Origin of the sequence: Methylobacterium sp. 4-46, from assembly GCF_000019365.1 — a bacterium.
GTDB lineage: Bacteria > Pseudomonadota > Alphaproteobacteria > Rhizobiales > Beijerinckiaceae > Methylobacterium.
In genome coordinates this window covers 1,461,198-1,485,593 of sequence record NC_010511.1, presented here as the reverse complement: position 1 = coordinate 1,485,593, position 24,396 = coordinate 1,461,198, and the positions used below count along the sequence as shown (strand labels likewise).

The following is a 24,396-nucleotide window of genomic DNA, read 5'->3' as shown; positions in this document are numbered from 1 at the left end:
GGGCCTTGTCGGGGATTGGGCCGGGCGGGGACCGGGGAGGCGCCTGCGCCGCGCGCGCCTGCTCAGCGCTGCGCGAACCTGCTCAGCGCTGCGCGAACCTGCTCAGCGCTGCGCGAACCTGCTCAGCGCTGCGCGAACCTGCTCAGCGCTGCGCGAACCTGCTCAGCGCTGCGCGAGCTTGCCCGGAGCGGACGGTCCGTCCTGCGAGGGCGACCGCGCGCCCATGGTCACCGGAGTGGCGCTGACGAGCGTGCCGGGCCGGATGCGCTGCAGCCCGTTGACCACGATGCGCTCGCCGGCGGCGAGGCCGGAGGTCACGACCCGCAGGCCGTCGACGGCCCGGCCGAGGGTGATCGCCCGGAGAGCGGCCCGGCCATCCGCGCCCACCACCAGGACGAACTTCTTGTCCTGGTCGGTGCCGACCGCCCGCTCGTCCACGAGCAGGAGCGTCTCGGGCACGGCCTGCCCGAGCCGGATGCGCGCGAACTGCCCGGGCATCAGGCGGCCGTCCCGGTTGGCGAAGCGCGCGCGGACGCGGATCGTCCCGCTGCGCGCGTCGACCCTGTTGTCGATGAACTGGAGGTGGCCCCTGGCGCGGCCGCCATCGGCCGTGACCATCTCGACCGGAACGCGCGCGAGCTGGCCGCGCCCGCTCGACGGCTCGGCGATCGAGGCCAGCGCCCGCAGGACGGTGGCCTCGTCCGCGTCGAAGCTCGCGTCGATCGGATCGACCGAGACGAGGGTCGTCAGCACGGTGGCGCCCGCCCCGGTCGCCACGAGGTTGCCGGGCGTGATCTCGCGGCGCCCGACGCGGCCGGCCACGGCCGCCCGGACCTCCGTGTAGTCGAGATTGAGGCGCGCCGCCTGAAGCGCCGCCCTCGCGGCCTCCAGGCTCGCCTTCGCCTCCTTGAACGCGTTGGCCCGGACGTCGAGGTCGCGCGCCGTGACGATGCGCTGGTCCGACAGGCGCTGCCCACGCGCGAAGTCGCTCGCCGTCAGGGCGAGGCGCGCCTCGGCGCCGGCCGCTTGGGCCTCCAGGCGCTGCACCTCGGCCGCGTAGGGCGCGGGGTCGATCGTCACCAGGAGGTCCCCGGCCTTGACCATCTCGCCCTCGACGAAGTGGGTGGCCTGGACCGCGCCGCCGACCCGCGCCCTCACGTCGATGCGGTCGACGGCCTCCAGGCGCCCCGAGAACTCGTCCCAGAGGCGGACCTCGCGCGGTTCGACGGCGGCGACGGCGGCCGGCGCGGCCTGCTCGGCGGGCGGCGTCGCCGCGACGGCCCGGCTCCCGCGCAGCAGCGCCGGCGACGCGACGTGGTAGGATGCGCCCGCCAGCAGCGCGAGCAGGAGGCCGGCCGCGAGGCCGGGGCGGAGACGAGAGCGGGAGGGGCGGGCAGGGGAAGCGGAAGGGGAGGCGTCACGCTGAGGGGTCACGACCGACTCCGATATCTGTATGGTTCGCTACACATGTCGGCGTGGACGCCGGGCGTCAAGCGACTTATTTACCACTCGTTACAAAACGCGGAGATGGCGGACGATGGCGATGGGGCGGCCCCGGTCCTTCGACACGGACAAGGCCCTGGACGAGGCGATGGAGGTGTTCTGGCGCCACGGCTACGACGGCGCGAGCCTCGCCATGCTGACCAGGGCGATGGGCATCAAGCCGCCGAGCCTCTACGCGGCCTTCGGCAGCAAGGAGGGCCTGCTGAAGGCCGCCCTCGACCGCTACGCGCAGAGACGCTCCGAGCACATGCGGTACGTCCTGGCCGCCCCGACGGCGCGCGACGTGGCCGAGCGCTTCCTGGGCAGCATCGCCGAGAGCCACACGGACCCGGCCAATCCCCCCGGCTGCCTGCTGGTCCAGGGCGGGCTCGCCTGCGGGGCCGGGTCGGAGAACATCCCGTTCGAACTGGCGTCGCGGCGCGCCCAGACCGAGGCGGAGCTTCGCGAGCGGTTCGTGCGGGCGAGGCAGGACGGCGACCTGCCGCGGGAGGCCGACCCGGCGGCGCTGGCGCGCTTCCTCTCGACGGTGGCCTCGGGCATGGGCGTCCTGGCGTCGTCGGGCGCCGACCGCGAGGCGCTGCGGCAGGTCGCGCGCGTCTCGCTCGGGGCCTTCGCGCGGGATACGCTCGCCGCGCGGGCGGGCGGCCCGGCGAGCGACGCCGCGGAGCAACCGACGCCCCGCCGCTGACCGTCGCGCCCGCGCGGACCGGCGCGCCGCACCGGCCGCGCGGATTGTTCCGGCATCCGGAACGATGAACTGTCGAGAGCGCTCATTCTCGCCGCGCGGGGACCTCGCCATCCTCCGCGGGCGGCCCGGGGACGGCCCGGCCGCCGCGGCGAGGACGATCATGAAGCTCTACCACCATCCCCTGTCGGGCCACGCGCACCGGGCGCGCCTTTTCCTCTCGCTCGTGGGCGCGCCGCACGAGTTGATCGAGGTCGACCTGAGGGCCGGCGCCCACAAGACCCCGGAATTCCTGGCGCTCAACCCGTTCGGGCAGGTGCCGGTGCTGGTGGATGACGGCGTGGTCGTGGCCGATTCCAACGCGATCCTGGTCTACGTCGCACGCAAGCTCGGCCGGACCGACTGGCTGCCCGCGGACCCGCGCGGCGAGGCCGCCGTCCAGCGCTGGCTGTCGGTGGCGGCGGGCGAGCTGGCCTACGGCCCCGCGGCGGCGCGGCTCATCACGGTCTTCGGGGCGAAGCGCGATCCCGAGGAGGTGATCGGCCGGGCCCACACGCTCCTGCGCCGGCTCGACACCCATCTGGCCGGCCGCGACTGGCTCGTCGGCGCGGGCCCGACCATCGCGGACGTCGCGCTCTACAGCTACGTGGCCCGCGCCCCCGAGGGGAATGTCGACCTGTCCGGCTACCCCGCCGTCGCGGCCTTCCTGCGCCGGGTCGAGGCCCTGCCGGGCTTCGTCCCCTTCGCCGAGACGCCCGTCGGCACCTCCGCGGCGGCGTGACCCGCGGGTGCGGGCGCGCCCGAGGGCGCCCGGCGGAACCGGATCGGAGGACGAGGCCATGGCTGGGGTTCGAGCCGTGACGCGGGTGCCGACCTGGCACCCCGGCGAGAAGGCGATCCAGGAGCGGGTCGGCGTCGCCGCGCACATGGAGGAGGTGGGCCGGCGCGTGGTGCGGGACGCCATGCCCGACCAGCACCGCGCCTTCTTCGCCCAGATCCCCTTCGTGGTCCTGGGCAGCGTCGACGGGCGGGGGGAGGCATGGGCCACGCTCCTGGCCGGACGGCCCGGCTTCATCGCCTCGCCCACGCCCCGCCTCCTCACCATCGATGCGGGGGGCGATGCCGCCGATCCGGCGAGCGCGGGGATGCGGGAGGGCGAGCCGGTCGGCCTGCTCGGCATCGAGCTCCACACCCGCCGCCGCAACCGCGCGAACGGCGTCCTGCGCGCCTCGGCGGGCGGCCTAAGCGTCGCGGTCGACCAGAGCTTCGGCAACTGCCCCCAGTACATCCAGCTGCGCGACGCCGCCTTCGTGCGCGACCCGCGCGCGCCGTCCCCCGGCATCGTCGAGGAGAGCGCCGCGCTCGACGCGCCGGCGCGCCGCCTGATCGCGGCGGCGGACACGTTCTTCGTGGCATCCTACGCGGAGCGCGAGGCGGGCCGCCAGGTCGACGTCTCGCATCGCGGCGGCAAGGCCGGCTTCCTCCGCGTCGCCGCGGACGGCACGCTCACGGTGCCTGACTTCGCCGGCAACCTGTTCTTCGCCACGCTCGGCAACATCCTCCTCAACGGCAGGGCGGGGCTGGTCTTCGCCGATTTCGAGACGGGCGACCTGCTGCAGATGACCGGCGAGGCCGAGGTGATCCTGGACTCGCCCGAGATCGCGGCCTTTCAGGGCGCCGAGCGCCTGTGGACCTTCCGGCCCCGCCGGGTCGTGCGCAGGCGGGAGGCTCTCCCGCTGCGCTGGTCCTTCCGGCCGCAGGGCTGGTCGCCCAACTCCCTGATGACCGGCGACTGGCGCGAGGCCGCCGACCGCCTCCGCGCGGCCGAGCGCGCGGCCCGCTGGCGCCCGTTCAGGGTGACGAGGATCGTCGAGGAGAGCCGCGCGATCCGCTCGTTCCACTTGGTTCCGGACGACGGGGCCGGGCTCATCCCGCATCGCGCGGGGCAGCACCTGCCGATCCGCGTGACGCTGCCCGGGTCGGACCGGGCGAGCCTGCGGACCTACACGCTGTCGGTCGCGCCCTCGGACGCGGTCTACCGCATCAGCGTCAAGCGGGACGGCGCGGTGTCGCGCCACCTGCACGACGCGATCCGGGTCGGCGACGCCATCGAGGCGGGCGCGCCGCGCGGCGGCTTCACCATCGACGCCCGCGCGCCGCGGCCGGCGGTCATGCTCGCCGGCGGCATCGGGATCACGCCGCTCCTGGCGATGCTGCGGCACGTCGTCTACGAGGGGCTGCGCACCCGGAGCACCCGCCCGACCACGCTCGTCCACGCCGCCCGCACGAAGGCCGACCGCCCCTTCGACCGGGAGCTGGCCGACCTCGCCGAGGCGGCGCGGGGCGCCGTGCGGATCGTGCGCGTGCTCGGCGACCCCGACGGGGCCCGGGAGGGCGTCGACTACGAGGCCGCGGGCCGGATCGACATCGCCCTCCTGCGGCGCTTCCTCGCCTTCGGCGACGCCGATTTCTTCCTCTGCGGGCCGCCGGGCTTCGTCCAGGCGCTCTACGACGGGTTGCGCGCCGCCCGCGTCGCCGACGCGCGGATCCACGCGGAGGCGTTCGGTCCCTCCTCGCTGGTCCGGACGGCACCGGCCGCGCCCGCCGCTCCGCCGCGCCCGCCCGCCTCGGCCGCGCCCGTTCCGGTGATCTTCGCCGAGTCCGCCAAGGAGGCGCGCTGGACCCCGGATTCGGGCAGCCTGCTCGACCTGGCGGAGGCCCGAGGTCTCAGTCCCGCCTTCGGCTGCCGGCAGGGGAGCTGCGGCACCTGCCGGACCAAGCTCCTGGCCGGAGCGGTGACCTACCTGCGGGAGCCGGGCGCGCCCGTCGCGCGCGACGAGGTGCTGATCTGCTCGGCGGTGCCGGCCGAGGGCGCGGAGCGGATCCGGCTCGCGCTCTGACGAGGCGCGCCCCGCGCGGCCCTTCCGCCCTCCCTCCCCCGATCCGCCGACGATCGCCGGGGCGGACCGCCGGAGCCGGACCGCCCCCGGCGGGTGAGGTGACGCCGTCCTCCCGCGTATCCTACCATCCCGGCGCGATCCCGCGGCGCGGGCGGGGACGCGGGCGGCGCGCGCCCGGCGGGAGCGTCCGGCAGGCGGGAGCGAGGGCGATGGATCGCTGGCAGGCCATGCGCATCGTCGTGAAAGTCGCCGAGACGGCGAGCTTCGCGGAGGCCGCGCGCCACCTGCACATGAGCCCGCCGGCCGTGACGCGCGCGGTGGCGGGACTCGAAGAGGTCATCGGCGCCCGCCTCTTCGTGCGCACCACGCGCTCCGTGAAGCTGACGGAGGCGGGCGGGCGCTACGTCGAGGATTGCCGCCGCATCCTGGCCGACCTCGCCGAGGCCGAGGCCGCCGCCGCCGGCTCCTACGCGACGCCGTCCGGGACGCTCACGGTCACGGCCTCGGTCCTGTTCGGGCAGATGCACGTGCTGCCCATCGTCACCGACTACCTCGACGCCTACCCGACCATGGCCGCGCGGACGCTCTTCGTCGACCGCCTGGTGAACATCGTCGAGGAGGGCGTCGACGTCGCGATCCGCATCGGCCACCTGCCGGATTCCGGCTTCACGGCCATCCGGGTCGGGGCGATGCGCCGCGTCGTCTGCGGGTCGCCCGCCTATTTCGAGCGGCACGGTGTTCCGGCGACGCCCGCCGACCTGAAGGATCACCGCATCGCGGTCTCGACCGGCGCCTGGGCCTCGCCGGAATGGCGGTTCGGGCGCGACGAGCGCGTGACCGTCCACTCCGCCCTTCAGAGCAACAGCAACGAGGCGCCGATCTCCGCGGCCCTCTCGGGCTGGGGGCTGACGCGGGCGCTGCACTACCAGGTCGGTCCCGCCCTGCGCGACGGGCGCCTGCGGATCGTGCTCGCCGATTACGAGGAGCCGCCGCTGCCGATCCACGTGCTGCACCCCGGGGGACGGCGCGCGCCGGCCAAGGTCAGGACCTTCGTCGATTTCGCCGTGGCGCGGCTGCGCGCGATTCCTCTGCCGACCTGAGCGGCCCGCGCGGCCGCGCGATCACGGGGCCGAGCGGCCGGCCGCCAGCGGCGTGCCGGCGACCTGCCGCATGGCGATGATGGTGCGGAACGCCCGCACGTTCGGATCGGCGTGGAAGACCTCGCGGGCGAAGGCCTCGTAGGCCTCCATGCCCGAGAGCTGCAGGTGCACGACGAAGTCGACCTCGCCCGTGACGTACCACGCCGCCCTCACCTCGGGCCGGGCGCGCAGCCGGCGCACGAAGGCGTCGAGGAGATCGGGAGATTCGCGCTCCAGCGACACCAGGACGTGGATGGTGAGCGGCGCGCCGAGCACGGCCGGGTGCACCAGGGCCACGTCGGCGACGATGATCCCCTCGGCGCGCAGGCGCCGCAGCCGGCGCAGCACCGCGCTCTCGGACAGGCCGACGCGCTCGGCCAGGAGGCGGGCCGGCACTTGGTTGTCGCGCTGGACCTCGGCCAGCAGAGCGCGATCGAAGGCGTCGAGATCGACGTTTTCCGGCATGGGCGGCGGATTCGCGGCGGAAACAGGCGAGCCTTAGCATGATTTCGGCGCCTTCCGCCGCCGCGGACCGGCATCATTATGGGCATGACCGACCCCGCCCTCTCGCCCACCGCCGCGATCGCCGACCCCGCCGCGATCGACATGATTGCCGCGATCGATGCGATCGCCGCGGACCTGCGCGGCCTCGATCCGGCCTACGCGCCCACGCCGCTCCGGCCGCTTCCCGGTTTGGCCTCGCATCTCGGCGTCGCGCAGGTGCTCGCCAAGGACGAGGGGCGCCGCATGCTCGGCAGCTTCAAGTCCCTCGGGGGCACCTATGCGGGCCTCAGGGCCCTGGCCCGGGCCGCCGGGACCGACCTCTCCGGCCTCGTCGCGGCGCGGCCGGCCGGCCAGCCGACCCTCCTCTGCGCCAGCGACGGCAATCACGGCCTCGCGGTCGCGGCCGCGGCGCGCCTCGCCGGGGCCGCCGCCCGCATCTACCTGCACGCGGGCGTGCCCGCGCCCCGCGCCCGGCGCATCGCCGCATGGGGAGCCGAGATCGTCAGGGTCGCGGGCACCTACGACGACGCGGTCGATGCCGCGGCGGCCGCGGCGCGGGAGGGCCTCGGCATCCTGGTGGCCGACACCACGGACGATCCCCGCGACCCCGTCGTCGGCGACGTCATGGCCGGCTACGGCGTCATGGCCGCGGAGATCCGGCGGCAGGTCGAGGATGCGGGCGAGGCCCGGCCGACGCACCTCTTCGTCCAGGCCGGCGTCGGCGGCCTCGCCGCCGCGATGGCCGAGGGGCTCGCCGGCTGGCTGGCCCCGCCCGGATCGGTGGTGGCGGTCGAGCCCGAGACGGCGTCCTGCCTCCCGGCGGCGCTGGCGGCGAACCGGCCGGTGCGCGTGCCGGGCGACCTGCACACGCGGGCCGAGATGCTGTCCTGCGGCGAGGCGAGCGCCCCGGCCCTCGCCGTGCTTCGGCGCCGCGGCGTGCGCGTCGTGACCGTGTCCGAGCCGGACCTGGCGGCGGCCCCGCAGCTCCTCGCCGCGCAGGGCGGCCCCGCGACGACCCCGTCGGGCGCCGCGGGCCTCGCGGGCGCCGTCGCCGCCCTCCGGCAGCCGGGGAGGCGAGCCGATCTCGGCCTCGACCGCGCGAGCCGGCTCCTGATCCTGGTCACCGAGGGCGCGCTCGAGGACTAGAGCATTTTCCGACGAAGTGGATGCCGGTTCGTCGCAGAAAATGCGGCAAGATCAGAGACCTACAGCAGCACCCGATTGCAACGTGATCGGGTGCTGCTCTAGGCGCGCCCGACGCCGTCGGACATCCGGACCCGTCCCATGACTTCACCCCCCACCATCGACGCCGCGCGCTTCCTCGACCGCCTGCGGGCGCTCGCGGGGGTCGGCCGCGACGCCCAGGGCCGGCTGACCCGGCTGGCCGCCTCGGACGCGGACAGGGCCGGGCGCGACGCCGTCGCGGGCTGGATGCGCGAGGCGGGCCTGGAGGTGAGGGTGGACCGGATCGGCAACCTGCTCGGGCTCTGGCGGCCCGAAGGCGCGCAGGGCGACCCGGTGATGATCGGGTCGCACATCGACACCGTCGTCGATGCGGGCGCCTATGACGGCTGCGTCGGCGTTCTCGCGGGCCTCGCGGTGGTCGAGGCGCTGCGGGAGGCGGGCGGCCGGCCGGCGCATCCGCTCGCCGTCGCCGCCTTCACCAACGAGGAAGGGGTGCGCTACGCGCCCGACATGCTGGGCTCGCTCGTCTACGCGGGCGGCCTCGCGGCGGAGGCGGCGCTGGCGACGGTCGGCGTGGACGGGACGGTGCTGGGCGAGGAATTGTCGCGCATCGGCTACGCGGGGCCGCACGCGCCGGGCTTCCTGCGGCCGCGCGCCTATGTCGAGCTGCATGTCGAGCAGGGGCCGGTGCTGGAGCGCGAGGGCACCGCGATCGGCGCCGTGGCGGCGGTGCAGGGCATTTCCTGGCAGGAGGTCACGATCGAGGGCGCGGCCAACCATGCCGGAACGACGCCGATGGCGCTGCGCCGGGATGCGGGCGTGGCCGCCGCGCGGGTCGTGACGTGGCTGCGCGCGCGCGCCAGGGCCGGGAACGGGCGCAGCGTCGCCACGGTCGGCCGCCTGCGCCTGGAGCCGGAGGCGATCAACGTCATCCCGGCCCGCGCCGTGTTCACCGTCGACCTGCGCGACCCGGATGCGGGCCGGCTGGCGGCGCTCGAGGCCGACCTGGCCGAGCGGCTCGATCAGGTGGCGCGCGCGGAGGACGTCGCCGTGACGGTCCGGCGCCTCGCCCGCTTCGACCCGGTGGCCTTCGACCCGGGCCTGGTCCGGGCGATCGAGGCCGCCGCGACGCGGCGCGGCCTGTCGGTGCGGCGCATGATCTCGGGCGCCGGGCACGACGCCCAGATGATGGCGCGCCTCTGCCCGGCGGCGATGATCTTCGTGCCCAGCGCCGGCGGCATCAGCCACAGCCCGCACGAGCACACGTCGGAGGCGGAGCTCGTGGCGGGCGCGACCGTGCTGCTCGACGTGGTCCGGCGCCTGTCGGGCCCGCCGGAGGAACCCGCCGAGTGACGAGGCGGGCGCGCCGCCTGGATCACCCGCGCATCATCCGCGATCGCCGCCGTGGAGGCCCCCATGAGGATCAACATCAACGCCGACATCGGCGAGAGCTACGGACGGTTCAAGATCGGCCACGACGAGGCGCTGATGCCGCTGATCGGCTCCGCCAACGTCGCCTGCGGCATGCACGCGGGCGACCCGGGCATCATGGTCGACACGATCCGCGCCGCGCTCGCGAACGGCGTCTCGATCGGAGCCCATCCGGGCTTCAACGACGTCTGGGGCTTCGGCCGCCGGCAGATCCGGATGCGCCCGCTCGACCTCGAATACCTCGTCACCTACCAGATTGGCGCCCTGCAGGCCCTGGCGCGCGGCCAGGGCGCGACGGTCACCCACGTCAAGCCCCACGGGGCGCTGAACAACATGGCGCACGTCGACGAGGATTACGCCATGGCGATCGGGCGCGGCATCCGGACGGCGGACCGCGACCTGATCTACGTCGCCAATGTCGGCTCGGAGATGGCGAAGGCCGCGGAGCGCCTCGGCCTCCGGGTGGCGTCCGAATCCTACGTGGACCGCGTCTACGACGATGACGGTCAGATGAGATCGCGCGAGAGGCCCGACGCGGTGATCCACGATCCGCGGCAGGCGGCCGACCAGGTGCTCCGCTTCATCGCCGAGAAGGCGATCATCTCCCAGTCCGGGCGGAAGATTCCCGCGAGGATCGACACGTTCTGCGTCCACGGCGACGAGCCGACCGCCGTCCCGGTGATGCGGGCCGTGCGCGCGGCCCTCGATGCCGCCGGGATCGCGGTCGTTCCGCTCCCGGCCCTGCTGGGATAACCATGGCGCCCCCGCAGCGGCGAGCGTGCGGGCGGGAGGGGGCTCACCATGAGGCGAGGGCGGCGGGGCTTGCCCCAGCGAGCGGGTTGGACGCGGCGGCGGCTGATCGGGACGCTCCTCGGGCTCCTGCCCGCGCTCGTCGCCGGCCCGGCCGCGGCGCAGGTCCGGTGGGTGATGGCGACCGAGTACCCGGCCAGCACCGTCTCGGGCGTCGGGCTGACGACCTTCGCGCGGCGGGTGTCCGAGCGGACGCAGGGCGCCGTCGAGGTGGCGAACGCCCTCGACAACGCGCTGAAGATCAGTTCGGGCGAGATGATCCGCGCGGCACAGGACGGCCGGATCTCGGGCGGCGACGCCTTCGCCGGGCCGCTCGAGGCCACCGATCCGATCTTCGGGCTGGCCTCCCTGCCCTTCGTCGTCCAGTCCGTCGAGGCCGCCAGGGACCTGAACGCGCGCGCGCGACCGCTCTACGCGCGGGCCCTCGCGGCGCGGGGCCTCACGCTCCTCTACATGACGATCTGGCCGCCGACCGGCCTCTGGACGGCGCGGCCCCTGGCCGGCCCGGACGACCTCCGCGCGATGGCGATCCGCGCCTACGACCCCACCTCGGCCGAGGTGATGCGGGCCGCCGGCGCGAAGGCGGAGTTCATGCCCTTCAGCGAGGCCGTCGCGAAGGTGAGGAGCCGCGACCTGGACGGGATCCTCACCTCCGGGGACGGCGGCGCCGGACGCAGATTGTGGGACGACCTGCGCTACTTCACGGCGATCAACTACGCGATCCCGATCTCGCTGGCCGTCGTGCGGACCGACGCGGTCGAGGCGCTGCCGCCTGCGCAGCGCGAGGCGGTGCTGGCGGCGGCCGCGGAGACCGAGCAGAGCCAGTTCGCGCTGCTCGCGACCCGCACGGCCGACAATTACGCCCGGATGCGCGCGAACGGCGTGGCGATCGCCGAGCCGGCCCCTCCGGCGCTCCTCGCCTCGCTCCGCGCGGGCGCCGCGGGGCCGATCCGCGCCTGGGCGCGGAAGGTGCCGGAGGAGGCGGTCGCGATCCTGGACGGCGCGGGGCCCCGGTGAGCGCGTGACGATCCGTCGAGGTTCGGCACGATCCCTCCGCCGGACTTCAGGGGCTTTCGACCACGACGGGTCTGGACCACGACGCTGCGCCGCCCGTTCGGGGCGCCGATCTCGTCTTCGAGGAGATCGGGGCCCTCATGAGGGCGCGAGGCGGCCGCCGTCGCGGTCGCCGCGCGCCGCGGGCCCTCAGCGCGAGCCGGTGACGATCGGGCAGTCGCCCTCTCCCATCGGCCGGAACGCCTCCTCGGCCGGGATGGTCCTGATCAGCTTGTAATAATCCCAGGGCCCCTTCGATTCGGACGGCGTCTTCGTCTCGAACAGGTACATGTTGTGCATCTTGCGCCCGTCGGCCCGGATCGTCCCCTTGCCGAAGGCCGGATCATCGGTCGGCAGGCTCTTGGCGACCTCGACGACCCGCTTGCCGTCGGTCTTCGTCCCGGCCTTCTCGACGGCCTTGAGGTAGTGCAGCGTCGCCGAGTAGGCGCCGGCCTGGAGCTGCGTCGGCATGCGCCCGCCCATGCGCGCGGAGAACCGCTTGGCGAAGGCCCGGGTGCCGTCGTTGAGATCCCAGTAATAGGCGGCCGTGAACTGCAGCCCCTGGGCGACGCCGAGGCCGAGGGAGTGCACGTCCGTGATGTAGAGCACCATGGCGGCGATCTTCTGCCCGCCCTGCACGATGCCGAACTCGGACGCCTGCTTGATCGCGTTGATCGTGTCGCCGCCCGCGTTGACCAGCCCGACCACCTTGGCCTTCGAGGCCTGCGCCTGCAGCAGGAAGGACGAGAAGTCGGGGGTGTTGAGGGGCGTGCGGGCGCTGCCCACCACCGTGGCGCCCGAGGCCGAGAGGATCTTGCGGATGTCGGCCTCCATCGTGTGGCCGAACGCGTAATCCGCCGTCAGCAGGTACCAGGAATCCCCGCCCGAGGCCACCACGGCCCGGCTGGTGCCGGTCGCGAGCGCGTAGGTGTCGTAGGTCCAGTGAATGCTGTTGGGGGTGCAGTTCTTGCCCGTGAAATCGGACGAGGACGCACCCGAATTCATGAAGACCTTGTTCTTCTGACGCGCCAGCTCCGTCACGCTGAGGGCCACGGCCGAGTTCGGCACGTCCACGACGACGTCCACGCCGCCCCGGTCGAACCATTCCCGCGTGATCGTCGAGCCGATATCGGCCTTGTTCTGGTGGTCGGCGGACACGACCTCGGCCCTCACCGTGCCGCCCGCCGCCTCGTAATCCTCGACCGCCATGCGGGCCGCCGTCACGGCGCCACTGCCGTTGGTGTCCGCGTAGAGACTCGAGAGATCCGTCAGCACCCCGATCCGAACCGCCAAGGGCTCCGGCAAGGGCCCCGGCTGCGCGAGCGCCGGGCCGGCCGCGACGGCGGCCGCGCACGCGCCGAGCGCGCGCAGCAATCTCCTGATGCCCATTCCTCCATCCTCCCTGGTCGTCTCGTTGTCGCCCGCCCGTTGACGCGGCGTGCACATTTGTACCATGGTACCGATATCCAATGGAGGCAAGGCGTGTCGGACCTCATCGTCGAGAGAAAAGGCAGCGTGGCGATCCTGACGATCGACCGCCCGCGCCGCCGGAACGCGATCGGCGTCCAGCTGGTGGAGGACCTGACGCGGGAATTCGCGCGGCTGGACCGGGAGGCCGACACCCGCGCCATCGTGCTGACCGGCGCGGCGCCGGGCTTCTGCGCGGGGAGCGACCTCAAGGAACTCGCCGAGACCGACCTCGCCGGGATGTGCGCGCACGAGGCCCGGACCGCGGCGCTCGCCCGCTCGATCGCCTTCCTGGGCACGCCCGTGATCGCGGCCGTCGACGGATTCGCGCTCGGCGGCGGCTTCGTGCTGGCGATCTCCTGCGACGTCGTCGTCACGGCGAGCGAGGCGCGCTGGCACCTGCCGGAGGTCTCCATCGGCTGGATCCCGCCCTGGGGCCTGCAGGCCGTGGTCGCCCGCGTCGGGCCCGTGGCGGCCCGCCGCCTGACCTGGGGCGCGGCGCCGTTCGACGGGCGCGAGGCCCACCGCCTCGGCCTCGCCGACGCGCTCGTCGCCCCCGGCGCGAGCGTCCTGGAGGCGGCGCTGCGCGAGGCCGAGGCCCTGGCGGCGCTGCCGCCGCCGGCCGTCGCCTCCACCAAGCACTTCTACGCCCCCGCGATCGCCGGCACGGCGGAGGCCGCGGATGCCTGGGCGAACCGCCTGTTCGCGGCCGATTGCGGCCACCCCGTCGCGCAAGGGACGCTGCGGCGCTTCGGAGTCACGGCATGAGTCACGGCATGAGCAAGCGCATCACCGCCGCCGAGGCCGCCGGCCTCGTCCGCTCGGGGGACACGGTCGCGAGCGTCGGCGTGATCGGCTGGATCACGCCCGATGCCCTGCTGAAGGCGCTCGGCGCGCGCTTCCAGGAGGAGGGCGACCCGCGCGACCTCACCTTCTACTTCCCGTGCGGGACCGGGGACTCGATCGACATCCGCGGCATGGACCACGTCGCGATCGAGGGGTTGATGAGGCGGATCATCTCCGGCTCCTACGTGAACCCGCTGCACCCGGTGAAGCGGACCCGGCCCGAACTGATGCGGCTCATCCGCGAGAACCGCGTCGAGGCCTATAGCTGGCCGATCGGCGCCAGCATGCACTGGCTGCGCGAGGTCGCGCGCCGCAGCCCCGGCTACATGACCGAGATCGGCCTCGGCACCTACGCCGATCCGCGCCAGCAGGGCGGCAAATTCACGCCCTGCGCGACCGAGGACCTGATCGAGCTGATCGAGTTCAGGGGCAAGGAGTACCTGTTCTACCCGACCTTCCCGCTGAACGTCGGCTTCATCCGCGCCTCCTCGGCGGACGCCTTCGGCAACCTCTCCTACGAGGACGAGGCCCTGATGTCGTCCAACACGGCCCTCGCCCTCGCCGTGAAGGCGTCCGGCGGCATCGTGGTGGCGCAGGTGCGGCGCGAGGTGGAGCGGCACTCGCGCCCGGCCCACCACGTGCGCGTGCCCGGCACGCTCGTCGACCACTACGTCGTCGAGCCCGACCAGATGTCGGGCACCGACACGCTGTTCGACCCGGTCTATCTCGGCGGCCGGCGCGCGGCCCCGTCGGACCTGCCGCGGCTCGCCCTCGGGCCGGACAAGGTCATCGCCCGGCGCGCCGCCGCCGAGGTCAGGCCAGGCCGGACCAGCATCTTCGGCTTCGGCGCCTCCTCGGACGCCCCCCTCGTCATGGCGGAGGCCGGGCTGTTCGACCACGGCCGCATCGACGATTACCAGTTCACCACCGAGCACGGTCCCTTCGGGGGCGTCGTGATGAGCGGCTGGCAGTTCTCGGCCAATATGGGCCCCGAGGCCCTGCTCGACGGCCTGCAGCAATTCGACTTCATCGACGGCGGCAATTGCCCGTTCGCGGCGCTGGCCTTCGCGCAATTCGACGCCGGCGGCAACGTCAACGTCAGCTGGTTCGGCTCCAGTAACCCGGGCGCCGGGGGCTTCATCGACATCGCCCAGAATGCCCGGGACCTCCTCTTCACCGGCACCTTCACGACGGGCGGGCTCGACTGCGCCATCGGGGAGGGCGGGCTGTCGATCCGGCGCGAGGGCACGGTGCGCAAGCTCGTCGCCCGCGCCGAGCAGGTGACCTATCCGGTCCGCCGGGGCGTCGCGGAGCGCGGCCAATCGGCCCTCGTCATCACCGAGCGCGCGGTGTTCCGGGTCGAGCCCGAGGGTCTCGCGCTGGTCGAGGTCGCGCGCGGGATCGACGTGCGGCGCGACATCCTCGACCAGATGGAGTTCGCGCCGCACCGGATCGCCGATCCGCTGCCCTTCATGGATGCGGGGCTGTTCGCCGCGTGAGCCGGCGCCCCGGCCCCGCGGGCGGCGCGGCGCTCCCGACCGCCCCGGCGAGACCGAACGGGACCAACGAGGGAGGGAAACCATGACGGTGCGGATGGTCGGGGCGGCCCTGCTGGCGGTCGCCCTCTCGGCCGGGGGCGCCCGGGCGGGCGAGAAGGCCGTGCGGATCGGCGTGCTCACCGACATGAGCGGGATCTACGCGGATTTCGGCGGGCGCGGCTCGGCGCTGGCGGCCCAGATGGCCGCCGAGGATTTCGGCGGCCGGGTCGGCGACCTCCCGATCGAGGTGGTCTCGGCCGACCACCAGAACAAGGCCGATATCGGCTCGGCGCTGGCCCGGCGCTGGTTCGACCAGGAGGGCGTCGACGCCATCGCGGACGTGCCGACCTCGTCGGTGGCCCTCGCCGTCGCGGAGGTGGCCCGCGAGAAGAACCGGGTGCTGCTGGTCTCGGGCGCCGGGACCTCGGACCTCACGGGCAAGAACTGCTCGCCCAACACGGTGCACTGGACCTACGACACCTGGGCGCTGGCCAATTCCACCGGGGGCGCCCTGACCAAGGCGGGCTTCGACACCTGGTACTTCATCACGGTCGATTACTCGTTCGGCTACGCGCTGGAGCGCGACGCGAGCGAGGCGCTGACGGCCGCGGGCGGCCGCATCCTCGGCAAGGTCCGCCACCCGGTCGGGACCGGCGACTTCTCGTCGTTCCTGGTCCAGGCGCAGGCCTCGGGGGCCAAGGTGGTGGCCTTCGGCAATGCCGGCGCCGACACGATCAACGGCGTCAAGCAGGCGGCGGAGTTCGGCCTGGTCCAGGGCGGGCAGAAGCTCGCCAGCATGCTGATCACCCTGAGCGACATCCACTCCCTCGGGCTGAAGGCCGCGCAGGGGCTGGTGCTGACCGAGGCCTTCTACTGGGACCTGAACGAGGGCACGCGCGCCTTCGCCAAGCGCTTCGCGGCCCGCAGCGGGGGCGTCTACCCGAACATGGTCCATGCCGGCGTGTACGGGGCCGTCACGCATTACCTGAAGGCCCGGGCCGCCGCGGGGCGCGACGACGGCCGGGCGGTGGTGCAGGAGATGAAGCGCCTGGAGACCGACGACCCGCTCTTCGGGCACGGCGCGGTGCGCAGCGACGGCCGGGCCACGCACGACCTCTACCTGTTCGAGGTCAAGGCTCCGGCGGAGAGCGGCGGGCCTTACGATTACTACAAGCTCCTGCGCAAGGTGCCGGCCGCCGAGGCGTTCCGGCCCCTCGAGGCGGGCGGCTGCTCGCTCGTGAACTGATCCGGGCGGCCGAGGAAACGATGCGCGGCATCCCGGATCGGGATGCGGGACCGGCCCGCGCGGGGTCGCGGGCTTCGACGGACGAACCGGGAGTGGGACGTGAGTGAGGGGATCGACGATCGCACCGGGTTCTCCCTGGAGACCGACGTGCTCGTGGTCGGCGGCGGGGCGGCGGGGGTCGCCGCGGCGGTCACCGCGGCCCGGCAGGGCGCCCGGGTCACGCTCCTGGAGCGCTACGGGTTCTGCGGCGGAGGGGCCGTCGCGGGTCTCTCGGGGACCATCTGCGGCATGTACGCGGCGACGGAGGACCGCGCCGCGCCGCCGCGCCAGGTGGTCCACGGCTTCCTCGACGAGTTCGTGGCGGCCCTGGAGGCGCGCGGCGGGCTCGCCGAGCCGGTGCGCTACGGCAAGACCTACACCCGCGTGCACGACCCGCTGGTCTGGCGCGAGGCGGCCGACGCGCTGCTGGCGGAGGCCGGCGTGCGGATCATCTACCACGCCGTCGTCACCGGCGCCCTGGTGGAGGGGGCCGAGCGCGTCGAGGGCGTCGTCGCCTTCACCAAGGAGGGCAGGGCCCGCATCCGCGCCAAGGTCACGGTCGACGCGAGCGGCGACGCCGACGTCGTGGCGATGGCCGGGCTGCCCTCGTTCGTCGGGCAGGACGGGCGCGTGCAGAATCCGACCATGATCTTCCGGCTGATGGGCGTCGACACCGCCCGCTTCGTGAGCCGCTACGGGACCGACACGATCATGGGCGAGGAGGTCTCGGCCCTCATCCGCGAGAAGGCGGCCGGGAACGGCTACACGCTCCCGCGCGCGAAGATCTGGCTGTTCACGACCACGCGCCCGGGCGAACTCCTCTGCAACTGCACCCGCGTGATCGGGGCGGACGGGCGCGAACTGAACACGCTGTTCGCGCGCGACTTCACCGAGGCCGAGATCGAGGGGCGGCGCCAGGTGCGGGAATACGCCCGCTTCTTCCGCGACCACCTCGCGGGGTGCGAGGCGAGCTTCGTGAACGACACCGGCGTGCAGGTGGGCGTGCGCCAGACCAGGCAGGCCAGGGGCGTCGCGCTCCTGCGCAACGCCGACGTGGTGGCGGGCACCAAGTTCGCCGACGGGATCGCCCGCTCGCCCTGGCCGATCGAGCTGCATTCCGGGGCCAAGCCGCGGGTCGAGTGGCTCATCGACGACGTCTACGAGGTGCCCTACGGCTGCTTCGTGCCGGAGCGCGGCGAGGGGCTGCTGTTCGCCGGCCGCTGCCTGTCGGCGGAGCACGAGGCGGTCGCCTCCGCCCGGGTGACCGCCCAGTGCTTCAGCTACGGCCACGCGATCGGGCACGCGGCCGCCATCGCCGCGCTCGACCGGGTCGCGCCCCGCGCCATCGCGGGGGCGGACCTGCGCGCGCGGCTGAACCGCGACGGGGCGCGGCTGGATTGAGCGCCGCGCGCCACCCGGCCGCGCGACGATTGTCGCCCGGGGCGGATTCGGCCTACCAGGGAGGACCCGCCTCCCTGCCGCCCCGAGGTCCCTTGCCGCTCTCCCGCGACGCGCCCGCCGAATCCCCCGCCGGCAATGCCGCGCTGCGCCTCGGCGATCAGGCCTATGCCGCCCTGGAGGAGCTGATCGTCACGGCGGCGCTCCCGCCGGGCAGCCTGTGGTCGGAGGCGGCCCTGAGCGAGCGCACGGGCATCGGGCGCACCCCGGTGCGCGAGGCGCTGCAGCGGCTGGCGGCCGACCACCTGGTGGTGCTGCTGCGGCGGCACGGCATCAAGATCACCGAGGTGCAGGTCTCCGAGCAGCTCCTGGTGCTCGACGCCCGTCGCGAGCTCGAGCGGCTGGTCTCGGTCTGGGCCGCCCGGCGTTCCACCCGGGCCGAGCGGGAGGCGCACCTGGGCAGCGCGGTCGAACTCCGCGAGGCCGGCGCGAAGCGCGACCCGCTCCTCTACCTGCGGGTTCATTTCGCACTCAAGCGCTTCACCTGCGAATGCGCCCGCAACCCCTACGCGGCGCGCGCGCTGTCGCCGCTGCACGCGCTCTCGCGCCGCTTCTTCTACGTCCATCACGACCGGTTCGGGGACCTGATGGAGGTGGCGCGGGTCCACGCCGATCTCGCCGAAGCGATCGGCCGCGGCGACGAGGCGGCCGCCTCCGCGCGCTGCGACGCGATGACGGATTACGCGGTCGCGTTCACGCGCAAGATCATCCTCGAATAGCAGGACGCCGCCGATGCCGAGCGACCCCGCCCCACCCCTCCCGCCCGGGCTCCTGGGGGAGGCCGCGCTGGCCCTGTGGGGCGGCATCGATCCCGCGCGCGAGGACGAGTTCAACGACTGGTACACGCACGAGCACCTGCCCGAGCGCGTCGCCATCCCGGGTTTCCTGCGGGCGCGCCGCTACGTCGAGGCCCTGCGCGACCCGCGGCTGGCGGGCTGGCGCTACTTCACGCTCTACGAGGTCGAGGCCGCCGGCACCCTGCGCTCCCCGGCCTATCTGCGGGCCCTCGAGACCCCGACGCCGCGCACGCTCGCCGCCCTGCCGCTGTTTCGCGGCATGGGCCGGATGGGCTGCGCGGTGACCCACACGGTCGCCCGCGGGACCGGGGGCGGCCTGTTCGTGGCGGAACTCGGCCCGCTGCCCCGGGAGGCGGAGCGCCTGCGCGCGTGGCTCGCGACGCGGGCGAGCCCCCGCATGATGGCGCTGTCCGGCGTGCTCGCGGTGCACCTGTGCGAGAGCGACGAGGCCGCGACGCGGGCGGGCCTCGGCGTCGCCTCCTACCGGGAGGTGCGAACCGGGACCGGGCGCTGGCTCTGGCTCGTCGAGGGCGCCTGGATCGATCCGGCCGCCGCGCTCGACGCGTGCCTGCGGGCGCTCGGCCCCGCGACGGCGCAGGGCGCGGACGCGGCGATGTCGCTCGGGATGTTCCGGTTCCTCGGCGGGCTCGTGCCCGATCAGCTGGCGTGACGGGGACTGATCCGGGACCCGCGTGATCGACGCGGATCCCGGATCACGCGCCTGCGCGGCGCCTGAGCGCGGCGCCTGAGCGAAGCCGACATCCGCAGGCCGAAATCCGAGATGGCGAAGCAATCGGTCGGATGTCGGATCAGGCGGCCTTCCGGCAGAACCGGGCCCGGGCGGCAGGCCTCCGCGCGAGGCGGGACCGCGTCGGCCGCGCCCCCGTCGGCGGGCGGGCCCGCCTACGCCGCCGGGCGCAGGTGCAGGATGGCGCGGGCCTCGGCCGGGGTCGCCACCCGGCGCCCGTGCCGGCGCACGGCCTCGGCCGCCAGCCAGACCAGCTCGGCGTTGCTCGCCGCCAGCCGGTCCTTGGTCACCCGGATGTTGTCCTCAAGCCCCGTGCGCACCGCCTCCGCCCCCCGCGCCAGCGCCCAGTCCATCACCCGCGCCTGCTCGCGCCCGATCCCCGCCGCCGTCCAGGTCGCCTGGGGCAGGATCCGCCGCGTCTCGGAAAGCAGGATGTCGAGCAGGTGCTCGTCGGCCGGCATCGCGTTCTTCACCCCCAGCACGAACTGCACGTGGGGCGCCTCGTCCATCAGCCCCGCCTCGATCAGCCGCCTTGCCCCGTGCAGGTGCGAGAGGTCGAAGATCTCGATCTCGGGCCGGATGCCGTGGCGGCGCATCTGCCCGGCGAGCTCGGTGACGAGCGCGGCGGGGTTCTCGTACACGATGCTCGGGAAGTTGACCGAGCCGGTGGAGAGCGAGGCCATGTCGGGGCGGTGGACCAGCGAGAGGCCGCGCGCGGCCGGGTCGCGGCCGCGCCCGCCGGTGGAGAACTGCACGATCATGCCCGGGCAGTGCTTGCGCACGCCCTCCTGGACGGCGGCGAACCGGTCCGGGTCGGAGGAGGGGCTCTCGTCGTCGTTGCGCACGTGGATGTGCACGAGGCTGGCGCCGGCCTCGTAGGCCTCGTGGGTGGACTCGATCTGCTCGGAGACGCGGGTCGGGACGGCGGGGTTGTCCGCCTTGCGCGGCACCGAGCCGGTGATCGCGACCGCGATCACGACGGGTGGGAGACTCATGGGTCCAAGTCCTTTGCGAGGGATGCGCGACGACGGGGCGGCGGCCGTCAGGACCGCTGCACCGCCGGCGCGGCGGCCGCGAGGGGCAGGAGAGGGCGGACGAGCCGGCCCTTGAGCCCGATGCTCAGCGCCGCGATCAGGGCCGGCACCGCCACGAGGCCGAAGGTGGCCGGCAGGCCGAGCCCGAGGCCGAGGAGCGAGGCGCCGATCATCGAGCCCGCGACCGAGCCGACCCGGCCGACCGCGTTCGCCCAGGACACGCCCGTCGCCCGGCTCGCGGTCGGGTAGTAGCTCGCCGCGAGCGCGTTGATGCCGATCTGCGAGCCCGCGACGCAGAAGCCCGCGCCGAACACCGCGACGGCGAGCAGCGCGACCGAGCCGGTGGCGCTGCCGATCAGGGCCACGAACCCCGCCGCGCAGAGATAGGACAGGCCGAGCACCGCGTGCGGGTTGGCCCGGTCCATCAGCGCCCCGAGCACGAGGCCGCCGACCGTGCCGCCGGTCGCCAGCATCACGGTGATCAGGGACGCCTCCTTGAGCGAGAGGCCCGCGCTGCTGATGATCGTCGGCAGCCAGCTCGACAGGAGGTAGAAGATCAGCAGGCTCATGAAGAAGGTCAGCCACAGGCAGAGCGTGCCGGCGACGAGGCCGGGCTGGAACAACTGGCCGATCGGCGAACCCTTCGCGGCCGCGATGCCCGTGAAGCGGGCGCCGGACAGGTCCTCGCCCGGCGCGATGCGCCGCAGCAGCGCGGCCACCCGGTCCGCCGGAGCCTGCCTGAGGACGAGGAAGCGCACCGATTCGGGCAGGCCGAGTGCCAGCAGCGGGGTCAGGGCGAGCGGCAGGATTCCGCCGAGCACCAGGACTGAGGTCCAGCCGTGATCGGCGATCAGGTGCGCGGCCGCGAAGCCGCCCAGCGCCGAGCCGACCGTGAAGCCGCAGAACATCGCCATGGTCAGGAACGAGCGGCGCTGCTCCGGGCAATACTCGGAGGTGAGCGTGATCGCGTTCGGCATCGCGCCCCCGAGCCCGAGCCCGGTGACGAAGCGCAGCACCGTCAGCATCTCGATCGAGGTCGACCAGGCCGAGGCGAGGCTGGCGAGCCCGAAGAACGCCGTGGTGGCGACCAGCATCGCCTTGCGGCCGATCCGGTCGGCGAGCGGGCCGAACAGGAAGGCGCCGACCATCAGGCCGAACAGCCCGGCCCCGAACAGCGGCGCGAGCTGCGCCTGGCCGAGCTGCCACTGCGCGCGCAAGGCCGGGGCGATGTAGCCGATCGCGGCGGTGTCGAAGCCGTCGATGGCGACGACGAGGAAGCACAGGAGCACGATCCGGACCTGGAAGCCGGAAACGCCGTGGCGGTTGATGACGTCCTGGACGTCGATGCTGCGTGTCGCGGACATGATCGTTGTCCCTTCTGGAGGAGGCGGTCTCGGTCGCGCGCCGGCCCGATCGGGGGCCCGGGGGTGCGACGGGCTCAGGCGATCGCCGAGGGATGGCGCGCGAGCGGCGTCACCCGCATGGTCATGAACGGGAAGAGCGGCAGGCCGGACAGGATGTCGTGCAGCTCGTCGTGGCTCGCGACGTCGAAGATGCTGACGTTCGCGTAGCGTCCGGCCACGCGCCACAGGTGAACCCACTTCCCCTGCCGCTGCAGGTCCTGGGCGCGGGCCTTCTCGTCGGACTTCAGCGCGGCGACGAGGGCGGGATCGAGGCCGTGCGGGATCGCGACGTCCATCTCGACGCAGTACAGCATGGGATCAGCTCCGGGCGTAGTGGCGCAGCTTGTCGGGATCGAGGGCGACGCCGAGGCCGGGGCCGTCCGGCAGATGCACCGCGAAATCGTGGAAGCGCAGGGGTTCGGTGACGAGGTCGTCGGTGAGGATCTGCGGGCCGAAATGCTCGCAGCCCCAGGCCAGGTCGCGCAGGCCCGCGAAGGCCTGGAGATGGGCGGCGGCGCCGATCGAGCTCTCCAGCAGGCAGCCGCCGTAGAGCGCGATCCCGGCGGCCTCCGCCACCGCCGCGACCTTGCGCAGGCCCACGAGCCCGCCGTGCTTCACGAGCTTCAGCGAGACCGCGTCGGCGGCGGCGGCCTGCGCCACCGCCAGCATGTCGTGGGAGGTGAAGACGCACTCGTCCGCGAGGAGCGGCGGGACATCGTCGCGCGCCCGCAGCCGGCCCATCCCGGCGACGTTCCAGGCCGGCAGCGGCTGCTCCACGAGGGCGATGCCGAGATCGGCGAGCCGCGGCAGGACGCGCCGGGCGGTGGTCTCGTCCCAGGCCTGGTTGGCGTCGACGATGAGCGTGGCGCGGCCGGCGAGCGCCCGGGCCAGCCGCGCCAGCCGCGCGAGGTCGGCCTCCGGCGCCTGGGCGCCGATCTTGACCTTGAAGGTGCGGTGCAGGCGCGCGTCGAGCTTGGCTTCGGCCTCCGCGATCTCCTGGTCGGGGTCGCCGGAGGCGAGCGTCCACAGCACCGGCAGGCTCGCCCGGACCGCGCCGCCGAGCAGCGCCGCGACCGGCAGGCCCAGCGTCCGGCCGACCGCGTCGAACAGGGCGGTCTCGATCGCCGCCTTGGCGGCGTTGTTGCGCTTGGCCGCCGCGTCGAGGCGCTCGCCCGCCGCCACGAAGCGGTCGGCCGGATGCCCGAGCAGGGACGGGGCGAGGTAGCGATCGATGGTGGCCTTGATGCCCTCGACGCTCTCCTCGCTCCAGCGCGGCCCGCCGAGCGTCGCCGCCTCGCCGATGCCCTCGACGCCGTTGGCGAGCCGCAGCTGCACGACGACGTAGCTCTGCGCCGTGACGGAGGTCTGGGAAAGCTTGTGCTTGCGCACGGTGGGGACGTCCACGACGGTGGAGCGGATCTCCGCGACCGCGAGGTCGCGGGCGGGCGCCGGACTCGCGGCGTCGTGGATCTGGGTCTTCGCGAGCATGACGGAGCCTTCGGAAGCAGGGCGCGGGACTTGGTGCCGGCGGGACTTGGTGCCGGCGGGACTTGGTGCCGGCGGGACTTGGTGCCGGCGGGGCTTGGTGCCCGCCGGTTCGCACGGGAGGGGGGTCGGGCCTCTCGGGCGGGAGAGGCCCGGGAGGCGTCAGGCGGCCTCGGCGCGGGGGCGCGCCACGACCGGGTCGGGCGCGTGCGCGACCTCGGGGTTGAGCGCGAAATCGAAGCGGATCCGCGAGAAGGGGGCGGTCATCCCCGAAGCGGCGAGCGCCGCCGGATCGGTGACCGGCGCGACCTCGACCACCAGCCCGTCGCGCGTGCCGAAGGCGAAGTCGTCGTGGACGTAGGGGTCGTCCGCGAGGTTGATCTGCGTCGTGAGCTGCCGGTGCCCGGGCCCCGAGACGAAGAAGTGGATGTGGGCCGGGCGCCGGCCGTGCCGGCCGAGCTGGTCGAGGAGCTTCTGGGTCTGGCCCTGCGGCGGGCAGCCGTAGCCCTTCGGCAGGATGCTGCGGAAGCGGTAGCAACCGTTCCCGTCCGTCTCGATGCGGCGGCGCAGGTTCCAGGGGCTCTGGCTCGTGTCGAAGACCGAGTAGTTGCCGAGCGTGTTGGCGTGCCAGACATCCACCACCGCCCCCGGCAGGGGCGCGCCGTCCCGGCCCGTGACCCGGCCCTCGACGATCAGCACCTCGCCGTCCTCCGGGTCGTCGTCGAGCCGCGCCTCGCCCTTGGCGAGCGGCGCGCCCGCGACGTAGAGCGGTCCCTCGATGGTGCGCGGCGTGCCGCCCGCGATCCCGGCCGCGCGCTCCTTGGCGTCGACGCACAGGTCGATGAAGTGCTCGATGCCGAGGCCGGGCATGAGCAGCCCGAACTCGTTCTTCCGGCCGGTCTCGGTCAGGTAGCTCATCGCGGTCCAGAACTCGCTCGGGGTGACGTCGAGGTCCTCGATGATCCGGCACGCATCCGCGACGACGCGGCGCACGATCCGCTTGAGGCGCGGGTTGCCGGCGGCGGTGTCGAGGCCCGCGACCTTGTCGAACAGGGCTTGCGCCTCGGGGGAATCGGTGATCGTGGACTCGGTGATCGTGGACATGGGGCGTCTCCTCTCTTGAGG

The 24,396-nt window shown here is 74.0% G+C and carries 22 protein-coding genes; 14 read left to right on the top strand and 8 right to left on the bottom strand.

Annotated features, from left to right (window positions below; translation table 11 throughout):
- Positions 1-162: 162 nt before the first annotated feature.
- The gene (locus tag M446_RS06390; RefSeq protein WP_085984458.1) at positions 163-1,449 is read right to left on the bottom strand and encodes an efflux RND transporter periplasmic adaptor subunit; all 1,287 of its coding nucleotides are present in this window, start codon (positions 1,447-1,449) and stop codon (positions 163-165) included.
- An 88-nt stretch (positions 1,450-1,537) separates the two neighbouring features.
- On the opposite strand from M446_RS06390, the gene M446_RS06385 reads away from it, so the two are divergent.
- The 4 genes from M446_RS06385 to M446_RS06370 all read left to right on the top strand — a co-directional run bounded on the left by M446_RS06385 (position 1,538) and on the right by M446_RS06370 (position 6,188).
- Positions 1,538-2,191: a TetR/AcrR family transcriptional regulator gene (locus tag M446_RS06385; RefSeq protein ID WP_012331281.1), complete on the top strand. Its 654-nt coding sequence runs from the start codon at positions 1,538-1,540 to the stop codon at positions 2,189-2,191.
- A gap of 160 nt (positions 2,192-2,351) precedes the next feature.
- On the top strand, positions 2,352-2,969 hold the full coding sequence (locus M446_RS06380; RefSeq protein ID WP_012331280.1) for a glutathione S-transferase family protein: 618 nt from the start codon (positions 2,352-2,354) through the stop codon (positions 2,967-2,969).
- Positions 2,970-3,027: 58 nt separating this feature from the next.
- On the top strand, positions 3,028-5,088 hold the full coding sequence (locus M446_RS06375; protein WP_012331279.1) for a pyridoxamine 5'-phosphate oxidase family protein: 2,061 nt from the start codon (positions 3,028-3,030) through the stop codon (positions 5,086-5,088).
- A gap of 209 nt (positions 5,089-5,297) precedes the next feature.
- Complete coding sequence (locus M446_RS06370) at positions 5,298-6,188, top strand: LysR family transcriptional regulator (RefSeq protein ID WP_012331278.1); 891 nt, start codon at positions 5,298-5,300, stop codon at positions 6,186-6,188.
- A gap of 21 nt (positions 6,189-6,209) precedes the next feature.
- On the opposite strand, the gene M446_RS06365 is transcribed toward M446_RS06370, so the two are convergent.
- Entirely contained in the window at positions 6,210-6,692 is a 483-nt protein-coding gene (locus tag M446_RS06365; protein WP_012331277.1) for an Lrp/AsnC family transcriptional regulator, read from the bottom strand.
- A gap of 84 nt (positions 6,693-6,776) precedes the next feature.
- Here M446_RS06365 and M446_RS06360 point away from each other — a divergent pair, with 84 nt between their 5' ends.
- The 4 genes from M446_RS06360 (at position 6,777) to M446_RS06345 (ending at position 11,174) form a co-directional block, all read left to right on the top strand.
- A complete protein-coding gene (locus tag M446_RS06360) occupies positions 6,777-7,877 on the top strand; it encodes a pyridoxal-phosphate dependent enzyme (protein ID WP_050777549.1) in 1,101 nt (366 codons plus the stop codon).
- A 138-nt stretch (positions 7,878-8,015) separates the two neighbouring features.
- On the top strand, positions 8,016-9,269 hold the full coding sequence (locus M446_RS06355) for a Zn-dependent hydrolase (protein ID WP_012331275.1): 1,254 nt from the start codon (positions 8,016-8,018) through the stop codon (positions 9,267-9,269).
- A gap of 63 nt (positions 9,270-9,332) precedes the next feature.
- The gene (locus tag M446_RS06350) at positions 9,333-10,100 is read left to right on the top strand and encodes a LamB/YcsF family protein (protein ID WP_012331274.1); all 768 of its coding nucleotides are present in this window, start codon (positions 9,333-9,335) and stop codon (positions 10,098-10,100) included.
- 69 nt (positions 10,101-10,169) lie between these two features.
- Positions 10,170-11,174: a TRAP transporter substrate-binding protein gene (locus M446_RS06345; protein WP_265576547.1), complete on the top strand. Its 1,005-nt coding sequence runs from the start codon at positions 10,170-10,172 to the stop codon at positions 11,172-11,174.
- 186 nt (positions 11,175-11,360) lie between these two features.
- On the opposite strand, the gene M446_RS06340 is transcribed toward M446_RS06345, so the two are convergent.
- Positions 11,361-12,599: an ABC transporter substrate-binding protein gene (locus tag M446_RS06340; RefSeq protein WP_012331272.1), complete on the bottom strand. Its 1,239-nt coding sequence runs from the start codon at positions 12,597-12,599 to the stop codon at positions 11,361-11,363.
- 93 nt (positions 12,600-12,692) lie between these two features.
- On the opposite strand from M446_RS06340, the gene M446_RS06335 reads away from it, so the two are divergent.
- The 6 genes from M446_RS06335 (at position 12,693) to M446_RS06310 (ending at position 19,271) form a co-directional block, all read left to right on the top strand.
- The gene (locus tag M446_RS06335; protein ID WP_012331271.1) at positions 12,693-13,445 is read left to right on the top strand and encodes an enoyl-CoA hydratase/isomerase family protein; all 753 of its coding nucleotides are present in this window, start codon (positions 12,693-12,695) and stop codon (positions 13,443-13,445) included.
- Positions 13,446-13,453: 8 nt separating this feature from the next.
- On the top strand, positions 13,454-15,022 hold the full coding sequence (locus tag M446_RS06330; protein WP_018262280.1) for an acyl CoA:acetate/3-ketoacid CoA transferase: 1,569 nt from the start codon (positions 13,454-13,456) through the stop codon (positions 15,020-15,022).
- Between the two features lie 82 nt (positions 15,023-15,104).
- The gene (locus M446_RS06325) at positions 15,105-16,307 is read left to right on the top strand and encodes an ABC transporter substrate-binding protein (RefSeq protein WP_012331269.1); all 1,203 of its coding nucleotides are present in this window, start codon (positions 15,105-15,107) and stop codon (positions 16,305-16,307) included.
- Positions 16,308-16,406: 99 nt separating this feature from the next.
- Positions 16,407-17,747 (top strand): FAD-dependent oxidoreductase, encoded by a 1,341-nt coding sequence (locus M446_RS06320; RefSeq protein ID WP_012331268.1) that lies wholly within the window; start codon positions 16,407-16,409, stop codon positions 17,745-17,747.
- Between the two features lie 92 nt (positions 17,748-17,839).
- A complete protein-coding gene (locus M446_RS06315; RefSeq protein WP_012331267.1) occupies positions 17,840-18,523 on the top strand; it encodes a GntR family transcriptional regulator in 684 nt (227 codons plus the stop codon).
- A gap of 13 nt (positions 18,524-18,536) precedes the next feature.
- Positions 18,537-19,271: a DUF4286 family protein gene (locus M446_RS06310; protein ID WP_012331266.1), complete on the top strand. Its 735-nt coding sequence runs from the start codon at positions 18,537-18,539 to the stop codon at positions 19,269-19,271.
- A gap of 233 nt (positions 19,272-19,504) precedes the next feature.
- On the opposite strand, the gene M446_RS06305 is transcribed toward M446_RS06310, so the two are convergent.
- From M446_RS06305 to catA, 5 genes are all read right to left on the bottom strand, one after another.
- Positions 19,505-20,344: a 3-keto-5-aminohexanoate cleavage protein gene (locus M446_RS06305; protein ID WP_012331265.1), complete on the bottom strand. Its 840-nt coding sequence runs from the start codon at positions 20,342-20,344 to the stop codon at positions 19,505-19,507.
- Between the two features lie 47 nt (positions 20,345-20,391).
- Positions 20,392-21,747 (bottom strand): MFS transporter, encoded by a 1,356-nt coding sequence (locus M446_RS06300; RefSeq protein ID WP_012331264.1) that lies wholly within the window; start codon positions 21,745-21,747, stop codon positions 20,392-20,394.
- A 74-nt stretch (positions 21,748-21,821) separates the two neighbouring features.
- Positions 21,822-22,100 (bottom strand): muconolactone Delta-isomerase, encoded by a 279-nt coding sequence (gene catC / locus M446_RS06295; protein WP_012331263.1) that lies wholly within the window; start codon positions 22,098-22,100, stop codon positions 21,822-21,824.
- A gap of 4 nt (positions 22,101-22,104) precedes the next feature.
- Complete coding sequence (locus M446_RS06290) at positions 22,105-23,274, bottom strand: muconate/chloromuconate family cycloisomerase (RefSeq protein WP_012331262.1); 1,170 nt, start codon at positions 23,272-23,274, stop codon at positions 22,105-22,107.
- A 159-nt stretch (positions 23,275-23,433) separates the two neighbouring features.
- On the bottom strand, positions 23,434-24,375 hold the full coding sequence (gene catA / locus M446_RS06285; RefSeq protein WP_012331261.1) for a catechol 1,2-dioxygenase: 942 nt from the start codon (positions 24,373-24,375) through the stop codon (positions 23,434-23,436).
- Between the last annotated feature and the right edge of the window lie 21 nt (positions 24,376-24,396).

What these genes read in the sequence shown, in the direction of transcription:
- M446_RS06385 (WP_012331281.1), top strand. Translation starts at nt 1,538, where the DNA reads ATGGCGATGGGGCGGCCCCGGTCCTTCGACACGGACAAGGCCCTGGAC.
- M446_RS06360 (WP_050777549.1), top strand. Translation starts at nt 6,777, where the DNA reads ATGACCGACCCCGCCCTCTCGCCCACCGCCGCGATCGCCGACCCCGCC.
- M446_RS06290 (WP_012331262.1), bottom strand. Translation starts at nt 23,274, where the DNA reads ATGCTCGCGAAGACCCAGATCCACGACGCCGCGAGTCCGGCGCCCGCC.
- M446_RS06305 (WP_012331265.1), bottom strand. Translation starts at nt 20,344, where the DNA reads ATGAGTCTCCCACCCGTCGTGATCGCGGTCGCGATCACCGGCTCGGTG.
- M446_RS06330 (WP_018262280.1), top strand. Translation starts at nt 13,454, where the DNA reads ATGAGCAAGCGCATCACCGCCGCCGAGGCCGCCGGCCTCGTCCGCTCG.
- M446_RS06370 (WP_012331278.1), top strand. Translation starts at nt 5,298, where the DNA reads ATGGATCGCTGGCAGGCCATGCGCATCGTCGTGAAAGTCGCCGAGACG.
- M446_RS06350 (WP_012331274.1), top strand. Translation starts at nt 9,333, where the DNA reads ATGAGGATCAACATCAACGCCGACATCGGCGAGAGCTACGGACGGTTC.
- M446_RS06380 (WP_012331280.1), top strand. Translation starts at nt 2,352, where the DNA reads ATGAAGCTCTACCACCATCCCCTGTCGGGCCACGCGCACCGGGCGCGC.
- catC (WP_012331263.1), bottom strand. Translation starts at nt 22,100, where the DNA reads ATGCTGTACTGCGTCGAGATGGACGTCGCGATCCCGCACGGCCTCGAT.
- M446_RS06365 (WP_012331277.1), bottom strand. Translation starts at nt 6,692, where the DNA reads ATGCCGGAAAACGTCGATCTCGACGCCTTCGATCGCGCTCTGCTGGCC.
- M446_RS06355 (WP_012331275.1), top strand. Translation starts at nt 8,016, where the DNA reads ATGACTTCACCCCCCACCATCGACGCCGCGCGCTTCCTCGACCGCCTG.
- catA (WP_012331261.1), bottom strand. Translation starts at nt 24,375, where the DNA reads ATGTCCACGATCACCGAGTCCACGATCACCGATTCCCCCGAGGCGCAA.
- M446_RS06325 (WP_012331269.1), top strand. Translation starts at nt 15,105, where the DNA reads ATGACGGTGCGGATGGTCGGGGCGGCCCTGCTGGCGGTCGCCCTCTCG.
- M446_RS06340 (WP_012331272.1), bottom strand. Translation starts at nt 12,599, where the DNA reads ATGGGCATCAGGAGATTGCTGCGCGCGCTCGGCGCGTGCGCGGCCGCC.
- M446_RS06300 (WP_012331264.1), bottom strand. Translation starts at nt 21,747, where the DNA reads ATGTCCGCGACACGCAGCATCGACGTCCAGGACGTCATCAACCGCCAC.
- M446_RS06375 (WP_012331279.1), top strand. Translation starts at nt 3,028, where the DNA reads ATGGCTGGGGTTCGAGCCGTGACGCGGGTGCCGACCTGGCACCCCGGC.
- M446_RS06310 (WP_012331266.1), top strand. Translation starts at nt 18,537, where the DNA reads ATGCCGAGCGACCCCGCCCCACCCCTCCCGCCCGGGCTCCTGGGGGAG.